Origin of the sequence: Bradyrhizobium iriomotense (assembly GCF_018130765.1) — a bacterium.
In the GTDB taxonomy this organism is placed as follows: domain Bacteria; phylum Pseudomonadota; class Alphaproteobacteria; order Rhizobiales; family Xanthobacteraceae; genus Bradyrhizobium; species Bradyrhizobium iriomotense_A.
In genome coordinates this window covers 116,020-131,087 of the sequence record NZ_JAFCJZ010000005.1, presented here as the reverse complement: position 1 = coordinate 131,087, position 15,068 = coordinate 116,020, and the positions used below count along the sequence as shown (strand labels likewise).

The 15,068-nt window shown below is 64.5% G+C and carries 13 protein-coding genes; 6 read left to right on the top strand and 7 right to left on the bottom strand.

The window, feature by feature from the left end:
• Positions 1 to 207: 207 nt before the first annotated feature.
• Positions 208 to 1,017, top strand: coding sequence for a substrate-binding domain-containing protein (locus JQ635_RS11570; protein WP_211409987.1), 810 nt, complete (start codon positions 208 to 210; stop codon positions 1,015 to 1,017).
• On the opposite strand, the gene JQ635_RS11565 is transcribed toward JQ635_RS11570, so the two are convergent.
• Together JQ635_RS11565 and hisC are read right to left on the bottom strand one after the other, a co-directional pair.
• Positions 991 to 1,689 (bottom strand): ABC transporter permease, encoded by a 699-nt coding sequence (locus JQ635_RS11565; protein ID WP_211409986.1) that lies wholly within the window; start codon positions 1,687 to 1,689, stop codon positions 991 to 993. The genes JQ635_RS11570 and JQ635_RS11565 overlap by 27 nt on opposite strands.
• Before the next feature lie 127 nt (positions 1,690 to 1,816).
• Positions 1,817 to 2,869, bottom strand: a complete 1,053-nt coding sequence (gene hisC / locus JQ635_RS11560; RefSeq protein ID WP_211409985.1) for a histidinol-phosphate transaminase — start codon at positions 2,867 to 2,869, stop codon at positions 1,817 to 1,819.
• 226 nt (positions 2,870 to 3,095) lie between these two features.
• Between hisC and JQ635_RS11555 the strand changes: the two genes are divergently transcribed.
• From JQ635_RS11555 to JQ635_RS11535, 5 genes are all read left to right on the top strand, one after another.
• The gene (locus tag JQ635_RS11555; protein ID WP_211409984.1) at positions 3,096 to 4,574 is read left to right on the top strand and encodes an FAD-binding oxidoreductase; all 1,479 of its coding nucleotides are present in this window, start codon (positions 3,096 to 3,098) and stop codon (positions 4,572 to 4,574) included.
• A 237-nt stretch (positions 4,575 to 4,811) separates the two neighbouring features.
• Positions 4,812 to 5,663 (top strand): 3-hydroxybutyryl-CoA dehydrogenase, encoded by an 852-nt coding sequence (locus tag JQ635_RS11550; RefSeq protein ID WP_211409983.1) that lies wholly within the window; start codon positions 4,812 to 4,814, stop codon positions 5,661 to 5,663.
• 138 nt (positions 5,664 to 5,801) lie between these two features.
• Positions 5,802 to 6,263 (top strand): group III truncated hemoglobin, encoded by a 462-nt coding sequence (locus JQ635_RS11545; protein WP_211409982.1) that lies wholly within the window; start codon positions 5,802 to 5,804, stop codon positions 6,261 to 6,263.
• A 249-nt stretch (positions 6,264 to 6,512) separates the two neighbouring features.
• A complete protein-coding gene (locus JQ635_RS11540) occupies positions 6,513 to 7,166 on the top strand; it encodes a ubiquinol-cytochrome c reductase iron-sulfur subunit (RefSeq protein WP_211409981.1) in 654 nt (217 codons plus the stop codon).
• Between the two features lie 115 nt (positions 7,167 to 7,281).
• The gene (locus tag JQ635_RS11535) at positions 7,282 to 9,045 is read left to right on the top strand and encodes a methanol/ethanol family PQQ-dependent dehydrogenase (RefSeq protein WP_211409980.1); all 1,764 of its coding nucleotides are present in this window, start codon (positions 7,282 to 7,284) and stop codon (positions 9,043 to 9,045) included.
• 279 nt (positions 9,046 to 9,324) lie between these two features.
• Here JQ635_RS11535 and JQ635_RS11530 read toward each other — a convergent pair whose 3' ends face one another.
• The 5 genes from JQ635_RS11530 to JQ635_RS11510 all read right to left on the bottom strand — a co-directional run bounded on the left by JQ635_RS11530 (position 9,325) and on the right by JQ635_RS11510 (position 15,029).
• A complete protein-coding gene (locus JQ635_RS11530) occupies positions 9,325 to 11,637 on the bottom strand; it encodes a xanthine dehydrogenase family protein molybdopterin-binding subunit (protein ID WP_211409979.1) in 2,313 nt (770 codons plus the stop codon).
• 1 nt (position 11,638) lies between these two features.
• Positions 11,639 to 12,091: a (2Fe-2S)-binding protein gene (locus tag JQ635_RS11525; protein WP_008144235.1), complete on the bottom strand. Its 453-nt coding sequence runs from the start codon at positions 12,089 to 12,091 to the stop codon at positions 11,639 to 11,641.
• A gap of 650 nt (positions 12,092 to 12,741) precedes the next feature.
• Complete coding sequence (gfa, locus tag JQ635_RS11520) at positions 12,742 to 13,305, bottom strand: S-(hydroxymethyl)glutathione synthase (RefSeq protein WP_211409978.1); 564 nt, start codon at positions 13,303 to 13,305, stop codon at positions 12,742 to 12,744.
• 32 nt (positions 13,306 to 13,337) lie between these two features.
• On the bottom strand, positions 13,338 to 14,447 hold the full coding sequence (locus JQ635_RS11515) for an S-(hydroxymethyl)glutathione dehydrogenase/class III alcohol dehydrogenase (RefSeq protein ID WP_011088955.1): 1,110 nt from the start codon (positions 14,445 to 14,447) through the stop codon (positions 13,338 to 13,340).
• Positions 14,448 to 14,507: 60 nt separating this feature from the next.
• Positions 14,508 to 15,029 carry a c-type cytochrome, methanol metabolism-related gene (locus JQ635_RS11510; RefSeq protein WP_246583455.1) on the bottom strand — a complete coding sequence of 174 codons (522 nt, stop codon included), beginning with the start codon at positions 15,027 to 15,029 and terminating at the stop codon, positions 14,508 to 14,510.
• Positions 15,030 to 15,068 lie beyond the last annotated feature (39 nt).

Below are 15,068 nucleotides of genomic sequence, written 5' to 3'. Positions count from 1 at the left end.
TCTCGATTCGAATCCCAGCGCGACGCGATCCGGCTGATCGGACTTGCCTTCCCGTGGGAGGGGACATCCGTCCCTCCCACGATATCGCGGTTACTTCCTGGGCGTGGCGCGCCGCAACAATGTGAGTTGCGCCGAATGTGGGGGTTCCCTGTGGTGCACACTCAAGGTTAGCTTGGAACTCCCGGGCATCTGCTGTGAGGACGAGGCATGAAAAGGATAGTCGCCATCGGAGCAGTCCTGCTCTGGTCCACCATCGCATTCGCGCAGAATCGCACCATCACGGTGGCTTCAACGACGTCGACCGAACAGTCGGGTTTGTTCGGTCATCTGCTGCCGCTGTTCTCGAAGGCCGAGGGCATCGACGTGAAGGTCGTTGCCGTCGGCACCGGTCAGGCGCTGGACATCGGGCGGCGCGGCGATGCCGACGTGGTGTTCGTTCATGACAGGCCTGCCGAAGACAAGTTCATGTCGGAAGGGCAGGGCGTGAAGCGGTTTGACGTGATGTACAACGACTTCGTCATCATCGGCCCGAAAAGCGATCCGGCGCAGATTTCCGGCAGCAAGGACGTCACCGATGCGCTGCGCAGGATCGCGGCGGCAAAGGCGCCGTTCATTTCGCGCGGCGACAAGTCCGGTACGCACGCAGCCGAGCTGAGGTTATGGAAGGAGGCGGGTGTCGACCTCAGTGCCGGCAAGGACAGCTGGTATCGCGAGATCGGCCAGGGCATGGGGCCGGCACTGAACATGGCCTCGTCCTCGAATGCCTATCTGCTGTCGGATCGCGGCACTTGGCTGTCGTTCAGGAATCGCGGCGAGCTGGCCGTGCTCACCGAGGGCGACAAGCGGCTCTTCAACCAATACGGCGTCATGCTGGTCAACCCGGCCAAGCATGCGAACGTGAAGGCACAGGACGGGCAGGCCTTCGTCGACTGGCTGGTGTCCCCGAAAGGACAGCAGGCGATTGCCGGCTACAAGGTCGGCGGCGAGCAGCTATTTTTCCCCAACGCGGCCGACTAGCAGAAAGGCGACGGTCGACACCGCCACGCTGAGTGCGAGCAGGATCAGCCCGAGGCCGAGCGCCAGCGGCAGGTCGCCCTTGCTGGTCTCCAGCGCGATCGCGGTCGTCATGGTCCGCGTGAAGCCGCGGATATTGCCGCCGACGATGATGATGGCGCCGACCTCGGCGATAGCGCGCCCGAACGCCGCGAGAAAGGCGGTCAGCAGCGAGGTTCGTCCCAGCGCCAGCAGGAGCGCCATGCTGCGGAGGGCGGACAGACCGTCGATCCGCGCCAGATCGCCATACTCCGCCCAGAGCAGGCTCGCCGGTCGATGCACCAGCGCCACCACGATCGGGGTGGCGAGCAGCGTCTGCGCGATCACCATGGCGGTGGGTGTGAACAGCAGGCCGGCCGCCCCGAGTGGGCCGGACCGCGACAGCAAGAGATAGAGCGCGAGCCCGACCACGACCGGCGGCAGGCCGAGCAGCGCATTGGTCAGCACGATGATGACCTGCCGTCCGCGGAAACGGGTGATCGCGAGCAAGGCGCCAAACGGTGCGCCGATCACCAGCGCGACCAGGCTGGCGGTCAGGCTGACGCGCACCGACAATGCGACGATGCCCAGCAGCTCGGAATCGGCTTCGCCGATCAGCGTGAAGGCGGCGCCGATGGATCGCGCGAAATCGTTCATCCGCGCCCGAACTTTGATGTTCGAGCGCGTACCTTCGGGGCTTCGATGTCGAGGCGGCAAAGGCGCGTCACGGACTGGTCCCTGCAAATTCCATTGTGTTCAAGCGGCGGCCGCCGCATTCGCTGAATTAGATCAGCCCGCGCAGCTCGTCGATCAGCCGGCCGCACTGCTCATCCGTTCCGACAGTGATGCGCAGGAAGTCCTCGATGCGCGGCTTCTTGAAATGCCGGACCAGCACGCCGCGCTGGCGAAGTGCGGCCGCGAGGTCGGCGCCGCTCCGGCTCCGATGACGTGCGAACACGAAGTTCGCAAGCGAGGGCAGCACCTCGAAGCCGAGTTGCGCGAGATCGCGCGTCAGCACGTCGCGGCTCTCGATGATACGAGCGCGGGCTTCGAGGAACCATGCCTCATCCTCGATCGCGGCGACGGCGCCGGCGATGGCGAGGCAATCGACGGGATAGGAGTTGAAGCTGTCCTTCACCCGTTCCAGCGCCTCGATCAGTGGCCGCTGGCCGATGGCAAAGCCGACCCTGAGGCCCGCGAGCGAGCGCGACTTCGAGAAGGTCTGGACGACGAGCAGATTGTCGTGGCGCGCAACGAGCGGGACGGCGCTCTCGGCGCCGAAATCGACATAGGCCTCGTCCACCACCACCAGCCGGTCCGGATTTTCCGCGAGCAGTGCGGCGACCGCCTCGCGCGGAAGGGCAATGCCGGTGGGCGCATTGGAATTGCAGAGCAGGATGGCGCTCGACGGTCGCCTGTAGCCGGCGGTCTCGATCCTCATCGCGGCATCGAGCGGCACTTCCTCATGCGCAATGCCATAGAGGCGGCAATAGACCGGGTAGAAGCTGTAGGTGACATCAGGAAACAGAAGCGGCGCATCGTGCTTCAGAAGCGCCTGGAAGGTGTGGGCCAGAACCTCGTCCGACCCGTTGCCGACGAACACCTGCTCGGGCGCAACGTTATGATAGGCCGCGATCGCCTCGCGCAGGCGCGTGGCGTGCGGGTCGGGATAGAGACGCAGCCGCTCTGCAGCCGATGCGATCGCTGCCAGCACGCGCGGCGAGGGCGGATAGGGATTCTCGTTGGTGTTGAGCTTGACGACGCCGTCCTGCTTCGGCTGCTCGCCCGGCACATAGGGCGAAAGCGTGTGGACGACCGGACTCCAGAAGCGGCTCATGATCTCCAATCCGGGTTGATCCGGCACAGTAGGGCATGCGGGGCCTCGGCGGAAGCGCATCCGCCTTCAGCATCCCTGGGCAGATCCGCACGGGCCTCATGGCCGGCGACGTTCCCCCGGGCGCGGCCTTCATGCTAGCCTCATCGTACAAACGCAAGACCTGAAAACAACAAAGAAGGCCGGCGCGCCACAAGGCTGCGCAGAAGAGCCGCAAAGAGAGGAACACATGCCGGGTGCAGCCCTTGTCACCGCTCCCTCCATTCCGACCGCGCCCGTGACGGCAGCCGTTCTCGACCGCTTGCAGGCCATCGTGGGCGACAAGGGCCTGATCCTGGACGAGCACGACAAGCGGCCGTTCGTGACCGACTGGCGCGGCGAGCTCACCGGGCAGGCTGCAGCGGTCGTGCGACCGGCCAGCACCGCGGAGGTCTCCGCGGTCGTCAAGCTCTGCCACGACAACGGCATTGCCATCGTGCCACAAGGCGGCAACACCGGCCTGATGGGCGGCGCCACGCCGTGGCCTGCGCACCGCGGCATCCTGCTCTCGCTCGGCCGCATGAACCACGTGCTGCATGTCGATCCTGTCGGCTACACCATGACCGTGGAGGCAGGCTGCATCCTCCAGACGCTTCAAGATACGGCCGCGCGCCATGACCGCTTCTTTCCGCTCAGCCTGGGTGCGCAGGGCTCGTGCATGATTGGGGGTAATCTCTCCACCAATGCCGGCGGCGTGCAGGTGCTGCGCTACGGCAATGCGCGCAATCTGGTGCTGGGTCTCGAGGTCGTCCTGGCGAACGGCGATATCTGGGACGGGCTGCGGGCGCTCAAGAAGGACAACACCGGCTACGACCTCAAGCATCTGTTCATCGGCGCCGAAGGCACGCTCGGCATCATCACCAAGGCGGTGCTGAAGCTCTGGCCTGCGCCGAGGGACGTCTGCACGGCGTGGCTCGCGATCCGCGATCCCAGCGCTGCGATCGAGCTCCTGTCGGAGGCGCATGCGGCCTCCGACGACAATGTCGGCTCCTGCGAACTGATGAGCCGCGCATGCACCGACATGGTGCTGCGGCACATTCCCGGCACCCAGGATCCTCTCAAGGCGGAAACCGATTGGTATCTCCTGCTCGAATGGTCGTCGGCCCGCCCGCGGCAGGACGGCGGTGCAGGCATGTCGGACAGGATGGAGCAGTTCCTGGCTGATCAGCTCGAAGCGGGCCGCTTGCTCGATGCGGTGATCGCGCAAACGGAGGCGCAGTCGCGCAACATGTGGCGCATCCGCGAGAGCGTGGCCGAGGCCTCGCGCGCCGAGGGGCCCGGTTTGAGCTACGACGTGTCGGTCGCGATCTCCCGGATTCCCGAATTCATCGACAAGGGCCTGAAGTCCGCGCTCGACATCCTGCCGACGATCCGCCCCTATCCCCTCGGCCACATCGGAGACGGCAATGTGCACTTCTCCTTCATGGGTCCGAAGGGCATGGATCGCGCCACGCTCGGCCAGTACTCCCCGGCGATCACGCGGGCCGTCAACGACCTCATCACGTCCATGGGCGGCTCGATCTCGGCCGAGCACGGCATCGGCATCGAGAAGCTCGACGAGCTCCAGCACTATCGCTCCAGGACCGAGCTCGACATCATGCGCACGATCAAGCGGGCGCTCGACCCCGACAACATCATGAATCCGGGCAAGGTGCTCCGGCTCGGGTGAGATGAGGGCCGGCGCCATAGCCGGCCGCCGTCCGGCGAACCCGGGCCAAACAGGCCGCAAAGGTCCCAAATCATGCCTTTTCGCCGCGGACGAACGACTTTATTCCCCCCATGGATGCTTTAAGGAAGGGGCAGGATCAGGTCGCGGGCGTCCCTTGGCGGTGCTAGACCCTGATGCAGGAACAATGGGGCCGGGCCGGTAGCCGGCTGGCCCCGCAAGGATGAAGGATATGAGGCAATGATCCAGAGCGTTGGCATCATCGGGGCAGGGACCATGGGGAATGGCATCGCGCAGATCTGCGCGGCGGCCGGGCTTTCGGTCGTGATGGTCGACATCTCCGATGCGGCGGTGAACCGCGGCCTGTCGACCGTTGGCGGCAGCCTCGAGCGTCTGGTCAAGAAGGAGAAGATGTCGGCGGCCGACCGCGAGGCGACGCTCAAGCGGATCACCGGCACGACCGACCGGGCGAAGCTGTCGGATTGCGACCTCGTCATCGAGGCCGCCACCGAGAACGAGGAGCTCAAGGTCAAGATCCTGAAGGACCTCTGCGCGACGCTGTCGCCGCGCACGCTGGTTGCGACCAACACGTCGTCGATCTCGATCACCAAGCTCGCAGCCGCAACCGATCGTCCCGACCGTTTCATCGGCATGCATTTCTTCAACCCGGTGCCGGTGATGGCGCTGCTCGAACTCATCCGCGGTCTGCAGACCTCCGACGACACCCACGCCAAGGCGCTCGATTTCGCCCAGCGCGTCGGCAAGGTGGCAATCACCGCCAAGAACAGCCCGGGCTTCGCCGTCAACCGCATCCTCTGCCCGATGATCAACGAGGCGATCTTCGCGCTCCAGGAAGGCATCGCGACGGCCGAGGAGATCGACGCCGGCATGAAGCTCGGCTGCAATCACCCGATCGGGCCGCTGGCGCTCGCTGATCTCGTCGGGCTCGATACCATGCTGTCGGTGATGGAGGTCTTTTACAAAGGCTTCAACGATCCTAAATATCGGCCGGCGCCGCTGCTGAAAGAAATGGTCGATGCCGGCCATCTCGGCCGCAAGACCGGGCAGGGTTTTTATACTTACAACGCTTGATCAAGGCGTCGGCGGCGGGCGTTCAGCGTCCGCCGCCAGATCCCGCAATTTGCGCTGCGACAAAGACGGACGTAGCGATTGGCCCGACAATGTCGAATGGGCGGCCTCGCGGGAACAACGGAACGGATCACATAGGACATGTCTGATCGACTGAAGGCCGAGCGGGAAGCTGCGGCCGCGCGACGGAACCTCTTGACCCAGGACGCGATCGAGCGCACCGGGATCACCGAGGAGATGATTGGAGAACTCGTCACCCGCTTCTATGGACGCGTGCGCGAGGACGCGCTGCTGGGGCCGGTCTTCGCGATCGTGCAGAATTGGGACGAGCACCTCGCCAAACTCAGGGATTTCTGGTCGTCGGTGGTGCTGATGAGCGGCCGCTATCATGGCTCGCCGATGCGGGCGCATCTGCCGCTGAACCTGATCGGCGGGCATTTCGATCGCTGGCTCGATCTGTTCGAACAGACCGCACGCGACGTGTGTCCGCCTGCGGCGGCCGCGCTCTTCATCGACAAGGCGCGGCGCATTGCCGACAGTTTTGAGATGGCGTCGGCAACTGTTGCGGGTCGCATCGCTTCACCGCGTCACGTGCTCAGGTGATGAAATACAGAATGCCTGCCTGAGAAACGTGCAGCTCGCTTCGCGTGATGGCGCGTTGCACCAATTCCTGCATCATCGGTCTGATCTGCAAAATCATCATGCTGTTCGCGCAATGCGATGTAGAATTCGCGAAAACGCGCTCGAATGCGTTCACGCTCGTTCAATCAACGCGAGCAAAGCCATATTGATGCACTGCGGCGCCAAGTCTTCGCCTTGTTTTCGGCAGAGTTCCAGCGCCTGCTAGCGGGCATGGCTCGCGCATCGTTCAACACCACATCTTCACCCTTCGAGAGTGTTGCGGAACCCGAAGTTGATGCGGGCACGGAGCAGACGCGGCGAACGCTGCTGCTCGGTGCACTCGCCACCACCGCATGCCTCGGCTGTTCCACAGAGGCGCGCGCCGGCGAGGATGCGCCCGGCTCCGACGAGCGGCCGCAAAAGGGCGACGTGCTCGTCTTCTCTGAAGGCGATCAGGAAGGCAAGCCTGTCACCTTGGCCGCCCTCGCGGCCGGCGGGCCGCCGGTGCATGCCTGGCCGAAGGACCCCAAAACGTCGGTCGTGCGCAGTGCATCCCGGCTCAACGAGATCCTGATCATCCGCCTCGATCCCGCCGAGCTCGACGACAAGACCCGCGAGCGCGCCGTCGATGGCATCCTCGCCTATTCGGCGATCTGCTCGCATGCCGGTTGTCCCGTGACCGCCTGGGTGAAGAGCGATGTCGGCGACAAGGAGGTGTTCAAGTGCATGTGCCACAACTCCGAATACGATCCTCGCGCGGGCGCGCAGGTCGTGTTCGGGCCGGCACCGCGGCGGCTCGCAGCGCTGCCGCTGGCGCTTGCTGACGGCTCGCTCAGCGTCGCCGGCAACTTCATCGGAAAGGTAGGTGGCGTGCAGCCGGGATGATGGACGGTGCGGGGTATGCCCGCGTCACGAGAGGCCGCATCCGCCGAGGGGCGGACGACGGGACGAACGACAAGAATTCAAAAAGAATTCAAACGGATGAAAAAGGGGAACGTCCATGAAAACGTCCAAGGAAGCGTCCAAGCAAACGTCGAACACCAGAAAACAATGGTACCTGTCCGGCTTCGTCGCCTTCACCTGTCTTGCCGCGACCGCCGCAATCGCCGGTCCGATCGAGAGCTACACGCCGGTCACCGCGCAGCGGCTGGAAAATCCGGAACCCGCCAACTGGATGCTCTACCGGCGGACCTATGACGGGCAGGGCTACAGTCCGCTCGACCAGATCAACGCCTCGAACGTGAAAAATCTCACGCCGGTCTGGACCTTTGCTACCGGCGTGGTCGAAGGCCACGAGGCGCCGCCCATCGTCAACAACGGCGTGATGTTCGTGGCGACCCCGATGGGGCAGGTGATCGCGCTGAACGCGAAGACCGGTGACGAATACTGGCGCTACAAGCGGCAGCTCCCCGACGATCTGTTCCAGCTGCATCCGACCAGCCGCGGCGTCGGTCTCTGGGAGGACAAGCTCTATCTCGCCACCACCGACGACCACGTCGTCGCGCTGGATGCCAAGACCGGCAAGGTAGTGTGGGACACCAAGGTGCAGGACTACAAGAAGGGCCAGTACATGACCCTGATGCCGCTGATCGTCGACGGCAAGGTCATCGTCGGCGGCTCCGGCGGCGAGTTCGGTGTGCGCGGCTATGTCGCCGCCTATGATGCCAAGGACGGCAAGGAGCTGTGGCGAACCTTCACTATCCCCGGCGAAGGCGAACCCGGCCATGACACCTGGCAGGGCGACGACTGGAAGAACGGCGGCGGCTCGGCCTGGATGACCGGCAATTACGACAAGGACACTAAGACAATCTATTGGGGCGTCGGCAATGCGGCGCCATGGCCCGGAGAGACTCATCCCGGTGACAATCTCTACACCTCGTCGGTGCTCGCGCTCGATCCGAACAATGGCAAGATCAAGACCTATCACCAATATCACCAGAATGATTCCTGGGATTGGGACGAGGTCGAGGCGCCGATGCTGATCGACCTGCAACGCGATGGCCGCAACATCAAGAGCCTGGTCCATCCGGGACGCGACGCGATCTTCTGGGTGCTCGAGCGCGCGCCGACCAAGATCAATTACGTTGCTGGCTGGCCGTTCGTCTCCACCGACGTCTGGAAGGGCATCGATGCCGAAACCGGCAAGCCGATCGTCGATCCCGCGCACAAGCCCGTCATCGGCAAGCGCGTCGAGTTCTGCCCATCGCTGTGGGGCGGCAAGGATTGGCCGTCGGCGGCCTATAGCGAACGGACCAAGCTGGTCTACGTGCCCGCCAACGAGAACTTCTGCGGCGGTTTCACCGGCGAGAAGGTTGCGCTCAAGCCGGGTGAGCTCTGGCTCGGTACCAAGCCCGAAGACATCGGGCTGAAGACGAAGCCCGGCGCCGATCATTTCGGCGAGCTGCAGGCGTGGGATCCCGTCACCGGCAAGAAGGTGTGGCAGCACAACTTCCCGAAGTCGCAGCTGTTCGGATCGGTCACGGCAACCGCGGGCGATCTCGTCTTCGCCGGCGGCACCAACGACCGCAATTTCCGCGCCTTCAACGCCAAGACCGGGGAGCTGTTGTGGGAGCAGAAGACCAACTCCGGCATCATGGGCATGCCGGTGTCCTATGAGATCGACGGCACCCAGTACATCGCGATCCAGTCGGGATGGGGCGTGGACGCGCAACGTATCCAGGATGCGCTCGTGACCAACAACATTGGCATCGAGGCCAACGTGCCGCAGGGCGGCGTGGTCTGGGTGTTCGCGCTGAAGAAATAGCTCCGCGGGCGGATCGACGAAGGCGGAGCAGCAGGGGGGTGGCGAATGCGGCGGACGGCAACGTCCGCCGCATTTTTGCGTGGGCGGTACGTGGGCAGCGAGTTCCGGCCGGGCGCATGGCCGCGGTCGGGGGCGTGGTGCTGCTCTGGGCGAATGCGCTCGCGGCAGTCAAAAGAAAAGGCGCCCGACAGCGAGACTGCGAGCGCCCTTGAGGTGTTGATCATCGATCTGCTCCCGTCAGATCGATGGAAGCGGCGCGAGGCCGCCTCTGTTCCGCGTCTACGCCTCCAACTGCTTGCCGATCGGCAAGCTCCGGATACGCTTTCCGGTTGCCGCGAAGATGGCGTTGATCAGCGCCGGCGCGAACGGCGGCACGCCGGGCTCGCCGACACCGCTCGGCGGCGTGTCCGGGCCGGGCGGCACGATGTAGACGTTGGTCACGACAGGAGAGTCGTCCATCCTGACGACCTGGAAGTCGTCAAAGTTCTTCTGCTGCACCTTGCCGTCCTTGAACGTGATCTCGCCGTATTTGGCGATGCTCAGGCCCATGATCGCCGCGCCCTCGATCTGCGAAGCGATGCGCTCGGGGTTGACATAGGTGCCGCAGTCGATCGCGGTGTCGACTCGCGGCACTGTCAGCTTGCCCTTCTCGTCGACGGCCACCTCGACGATGGTTGCGATGTAGCTGACGAAGCTGCGGTGCACGGCGATGCCGAGACCGTGGCCCTTCGGCACCTTGCGTCCCCATTCGCCCTTCTCGGCGACCAGCTCGACCACCTTGCGCAGGCGCGCGGTGTCGATCGGGTAGCTGTCAAAGGGCTCGCCATAGTTCCAGAGGTCCTTCACCGCCGGCTTGACGATGCGTGGACTTCCGATCAGCTGCAGCAGCATGTCCTTCTGGTCGCGGCCCGTGGCCTGCGCGATCTCGCCGACCATCGACTGCACCGCGAAGGCGCGCGGGATGTTCGAGACAGAGCGGAACCAGCCGATGCGGGTGTGCGCGGCCGCTTCCGGATTCTCGCAAGAGATGTTGGCGATCTCGAACGGCATGTCGACGAGACCCATGCCGATTTCGAAGGGCGCCTGATGCACCGTGCCGGCCGCAAAGGTCGAGGCGATGCTGGGGGCCACGCTACGGTGGCGCCAGGCGATCACCTTGCCGCTCTTGTCGAGGCCGGCCTCGATCCGCTCGACCGAGACGGTGTGCAGGAAGCCGTTGTGGATGTCGTCCTCGCGCGTCCACTGCACCTTCACCGGCGCACCGAGCTCTTTCGACAGGAGCGCGGCTTCGAGCGCAAAGTCGCATTTCGACTTGCGGCCGAAACCGCCGCCGAGCAGCGTCACGTTGACGGTGACGTTCGCTTCCGGAATGCCGAGCGTCTTGGCGACGTCCTCGCGCGTGCCGCCCGGGCTCTGCACCGGTGCCCAGATCTCGGCCTTGTCGCCCTTGACGTCGGCCACCGCCACCGGCGGCTCCATGCTGACATGGGCAAGATGCGGAATGTAGTATTCGCCGACGATGACCTTGTCGGCGCCCTTCAGGGCGGTGTCCGCATCGCCCTCCTGCCGCAGCACCAGGCCGGGCTTGCGCGAAGCCTCCTCGAGCTCTTTGCGGTAGGCGGCCGACTCGTACTTGCCGTTGGGGCCGTCGTCCCAGACGAGCTTAAGCGCATCCCGGCCCTTGATCGCAGCGCCGGTGTTGCGCGCGATCACGGCGACGCCGCCGAGCGGCTGGAACTTCGAGGGCCACGGCCAGCCGCGCACCTGCATCACCTTCTCGACGCCGGGCACCTTCAGCGCCGCGTCCGGCTCGAACTTGACCAGCTTGCCGCCGGTCACCGGCGGCCGCGCGATCACGGCGTACTTCATGCCGGGCAAGCGTACGTCGGCACCGTATCGCGCCTTCCCGGTGGTGATGTCGTGGAGATCGACGATGCCGACCTGGCCCTTGCCGAGATAGCGGAAATCCTTGGGGTCCTTCAGCTTGAGGCTTTCGATGCTCGGCACCGATTCCTTGGCGGCGTCGGCAGCGAGCTCGCCGAAGCCGAGCTTGCGTCCGCTGGCGCTATGGACGACCTCGTGATTGACGGCCTTGACCTCGGTCGCCGGCACGCCCCAGCGCTTGGCTGCGGCCTGCTCCAGCATGGTGCGGGCGGAGGCGCCGATCTGGCGCATCGGGATCAGATAGTGCCGCGTGCTGCGCGAGCCGTCGGTGTCCTGGTTGCCGAACTTGACCTCGTCGCCATGGGCCTGCTGCACCTTGACCCTGGACCAGTCGGCTTCCATTTCCTCGGCCACGATCAGCGGCAGGCTGGTGCGCACGCCGGTGCCCATTTCCGAACGGTGCCCAACGATGGTGACGATGCCGTCAGGGGCGACCGAAACGAACACGCGCGGATCGACCACGACGCCGTGCGGCATCTTTCCGGCGCCCGTCTCATAGGCGAGCGCCTGGCGTGACATCACGGGCGCGGCAAGCACGAAGCCGCCGGTGACGCCGAGCCCCTTCAGGATGCTGCGGCGCGAGACTTTCTCTACCCTGATGTTCTTTTCGAAGCCGCGAAGCTTGCGGGGATTGTCGATGAAATTCATGTCACACTCCCGTCGATGCGAGATGGACCGCGTTCTCGATGCGCTGGTAGCAGCCGCAGCGGCAGATGTTGCCGGACATGGCCTCGCGGATCTGGTCGTGCGACGGTTTTGGATTGTCCATCAGAAGCGCCGCGGCCTGCATGATCTGGCCAGCCTGGCAGAAGCCGCATTGGGGAACATTGACCTGGCGCCAGGCCTTCTGCACGGGATGATCGCCGTTCGGATGCAGCCCCTCGATCGTGGTGACCTCGCGTCCGGCGACGTCGTTGATCGACGTGATGCAGGCGCGCACGGCCTCCTTGTCGACGATGACGGTGCAGGCGCCGCACAGGGCCTGGCCGCAGCCGTATTTGGTGCCGGTCAGCCCGGCCTCGTCGCGCAGAAACCAGAGTAGCGGGAGATCCGGGTCGCCGTCCCAGCTCTGTTCCTGGCCGTTGATCTTCACCTTGATCATGATCGTCCCTCGCTCTTCATAAGCATCTTGATTCAAATCCGCCGATGTCGGCCGGCGGTGGTCCGCGCGTTGTCTCGCCGCATCCCTGCCGTCGTCCCGCGCGGGCAAATCCCGGAGGGAGGCAGGAACGCTGATGACGATGTCTGGATGTGCTCGATACCTCCCGTCTTGTTCTTGATTGTTCTGAATTTCGTGCGGCATCGTGACGGCGCGAGCGTAGCAGGGATCGCGCCGACCCGGCGTTCACAGCCAGGTGTTCTCACCAGGCAAAGATTGCATCGATGGTTTGTCAAAAGCAGGGCGCGACATCGCGCCGCGTGCATCGTGCAGCCGCAAATGCGCTCTTGCAGCGAAAAAGGCTTCGTCCGCCAGGAAGACTGCGCGGACGAAGCAGGATGCCTCAGTCGAGGGAGGGAGAAACGCAGGGCCGCGGACCTCAAGCAGGAAGCGAGCGGCACTGCGCAGTCATTCAGAGACCAGGACTGAGGGAGCCGACGGTTCTCGCCAGCACATCGAAGGCGAGGAGGCGGCTTCGCCGCGATCGTCCGGGGGCCAGGCCCGTCCGGTTCGCTGGGAGTGGGGGAGGGGGAACCAGCGATCGGACGGGCGTGGCAAGAGCGTGGGCCGCCGGCTCAGGCGGCCCGTTCAGGTCAAGCAGCCTTGGCTTTGGCCACATGGGTCGCGATCGCATCCATTAGCGCCGGCGACAGGCAGTCATAGGGCTCGAGCCCGATTTCCTTCAGCCGCGAACGGATGCCGGCCATCTGCTCCGGCTTCACGCCGGATTCGATCACCGAGGAGACGAAGGCGGCGAATTGCGGCGCCTGCGAGCCCTGCTCCTGGAACAGTTCGGGATGGATGAAGTCGAGGCCGTAGAACGGATGGTTCTTGTTCTCGATACGGCCGTACATGTGCGTGCCACAGGCCTTGCAGGCATAGCGCTGGATCACGGCCGAGGGGTCGACGATCTGGAGCTTGTCGCCGTTCTCGAGCACGGTGACGTTCTGGCGCGGCACCACGGCGACGACGGAGAACGTCGCGCCTTGCGGCTTCCAGCACTTGGTGCAGCCGCAGGCGTGGTTGTGGGCGACGTCGCCCTTGATGCCGACCTTGACCGGATGGTCGCTGCATTTGCAGACCAGGGTGCCGCCGGCAAAGCTGCCGCTACCCTGTTTGACGCCGTTGTCGATCGATGGATGGAGTGCAACAGTCATGGGTCGATCCTCCTGGGTGTGATGTCTTTGGGCTAGTACACGACGACTGAACGGATGGATTTGCCCTCGTGCATGAGGTCAAACCCCTTGTTGATCTCTTCGAGCTTGAGCACGTGGGTGATCATCGGATCGATCTGGATCTTTCCGTTCATGTACCAGTCGACGATCTTCGGCACGTCCGTGCGGCCGCGCGCGCCGCCGAAGGCCGTGCCGCGCCAGTTGCGCCCGGTGACGAGCTGGAACGGGCGGGTGGCGATCTCCTTGCCGGCTTCGGCAACGCCGATGATGATCGAGGTGCCCCAGCCGCGATGGCAGGCTTCCAGCGCCTGGCGCATCACCGTGGTGTTGCCGGTGCAGTCGAAGGTGTAGTCGGCGCCGCCGTCGGTCAGGTTGACGAGATGCGGGACGATATCGCCGGTGATCTTCTTGGGATTGACGAAGTGGGTCATGCCGAACCGGCGGCCCCAATCTTCCTTGGAGTCGTTGACGTCGACGCCGATGATCTTGTCGGCGCCGGCCATCTTGGCGCCCTGGATGACGTTCAACCCGATGCCGCCGAGACCGAACACGACCACGTTGGCGCCCGGCTCGACCTTGGCGGTGTTGACGACGGCGCCGACACCGGTGGTGACGCCGCAGCCGATGTAGCAGCTCTTGTCGAACGGCGCGTCCTCGCGGATTTTGGCGACCGCGATCTCCGGCAGAACGGTGAAGTTCGAGAAGGTCGAGCAGCCCATGTAGTGGTAGATCGGCTTGCCCTTGTAGGAGAAGCGGCTGGTGCCGTCGGGCATCACGCCCTTGCCCTGCGTCGCGCGGATCGCGGTGCAGAGATTGGTCTTCTGGCTCAGGCAGCTTTTGCACTGCCGGCATTCCGGCGTGTAGAGCGGAATGACGTGGTCGCCCGGTTTCACCGAGGTGACGCCGGGGCCGATCTCGCGAATGATCCCGGCGCCCTCATGGCCCAGGATCGACGGGAAGATTCCCTCGCTGTCGAAGCCGTCGAGCGTGTAGGCGTCGGTGTGGCAGATGCCCGTTGCCTTGATCTCGACCAGGACCTCGCCGGCCTTGGGGCCTTCCAGGTCGACTTCGACGATCTCGAGTGGCTTCTTGGCTTCGAAAGCGACGGCGGCACGTGTCTTCATCGGTAGCTCCTCAAATTCTCGTAAGACGCCAGGACGTAGTCTCGGCAGTCCTAGCAACGTTCATTTCTTGCCCATGCAGGCGTCTTCGGCCTTGGTGTAGGCCTCCGTCTTCGCTTCCTTGTTGGCCGGACGCTGCCGGCCCCACGCCTCGTTGGAGCGGGCGCGCAGATAGACGTACAGATCGTCCATGTAGCAGGCGACGTTCGGGTTGTCGCCGAAGGCCGGCATGACGTTCTCCTGCGCGGTCGATATGTTCTTGCGACCGGAGGCGACGACGCCAAGGAAGTCGCCATAGCTCATGGTCTTGACCGAGTCCTTCAGCGCCGGTGCGTAGGTGGATCCCATGCCGTCGGGGCCGTGGCAGACGTGGCAGTCGGAGTGATAGCGGCGGTAGCCGGAATAGGTGAACCAGTCCACGGTGCCGTCGGCCGAAATCTTGTAGGTCGGGTTTCCTTCCTTATCGAGCCATTTCCCGTCGTCTTCCTTCTTCACGGCGGCCGGGTCGCCCGGACCGTCCGCGGTCGCAATTCCTCCCGACGTAACGAAGATCACCGCAGCAATGACAAAGCAGATTTTACGCAAGAGATTTTCCTCGAAGGCGTTCGGTGGAGACGAGCCGGC

Excerpts from the sequence above, each read along its gene's own strand:
- JQ635_RS11515 (WP_011088955.1), bottom strand. The coding sequence starts at position 14,447 with ATGAAGACACGTGCCGCCGTCGCTTTCGAAGCCAAGAAGCCACTCGAG.
- JQ635_RS11545 (WP_211409982.1), top strand. The coding sequence starts at position 5,802 with ATGTCTGATCGACTGAAGGCCGAGCGGGAAGCTGCGGCCGCGCGACGG.
- gfa (WP_211409978.1), bottom strand. The coding sequence starts at position 13,305 with ATGACTGTTGCACTCCATCCATCGATCGACAACGGCGTCAAACAGGGT.
- hisC (WP_211409985.1), bottom strand. The coding sequence starts at position 2,869 with ATGAGCCGCTTCTGGAGTCCGGTCGTCCACACGCTTTCGCCCTATGTG.
- JQ635_RS11525 (WP_008144235.1), bottom strand. The coding sequence starts at position 12,091 with ATGATCAAGGTGAAGATCAACGGCCAGGAACAGAGCTGGGACGGCGAC.
- JQ635_RS11535 (WP_211409980.1), top strand. The coding sequence starts at position 7,282 with ATGAAAACGTCCAAGGAAGCGTCCAAGCAAACGTCGAACACCAGAAAA.
- JQ635_RS11570 (WP_211409987.1), top strand. The coding sequence starts at position 208 with ATGAAAAGGATAGTCGCCATCGGAGCAGTCCTGCTCTGGTCCACCATC.
- JQ635_RS11540 (WP_211409981.1), top strand. The coding sequence starts at position 6,513 with ATGGCTCGCGCATCGTTCAACACCACATCTTCACCCTTCGAGAGTGTT.
- JQ635_RS11530 (WP_211409979.1), bottom strand. The coding sequence starts at position 11,637 with ATGAATTTCATCGACAATCCCCGCAAGCTTCGCGGCTTCGAAAAGAAC.
- JQ635_RS11565 (WP_211409986.1), bottom strand. The coding sequence starts at position 1,689 with ATGAACGATTTCGCGCGATCCATCGGCGCCGCCTTCACGCTGATCGGC.
- JQ635_RS11555 (WP_211409984.1), top strand. The coding sequence starts at position 3,096 with ATGCCGGGTGCAGCCCTTGTCACCGCTCCCTCCATTCCGACCGCGCCC.
- JQ635_RS11550 (WP_211409983.1), top strand. The coding sequence starts at position 4,812 with ATGATCCAGAGCGTTGGCATCATCGGGGCAGGGACCATGGGGAATGGC.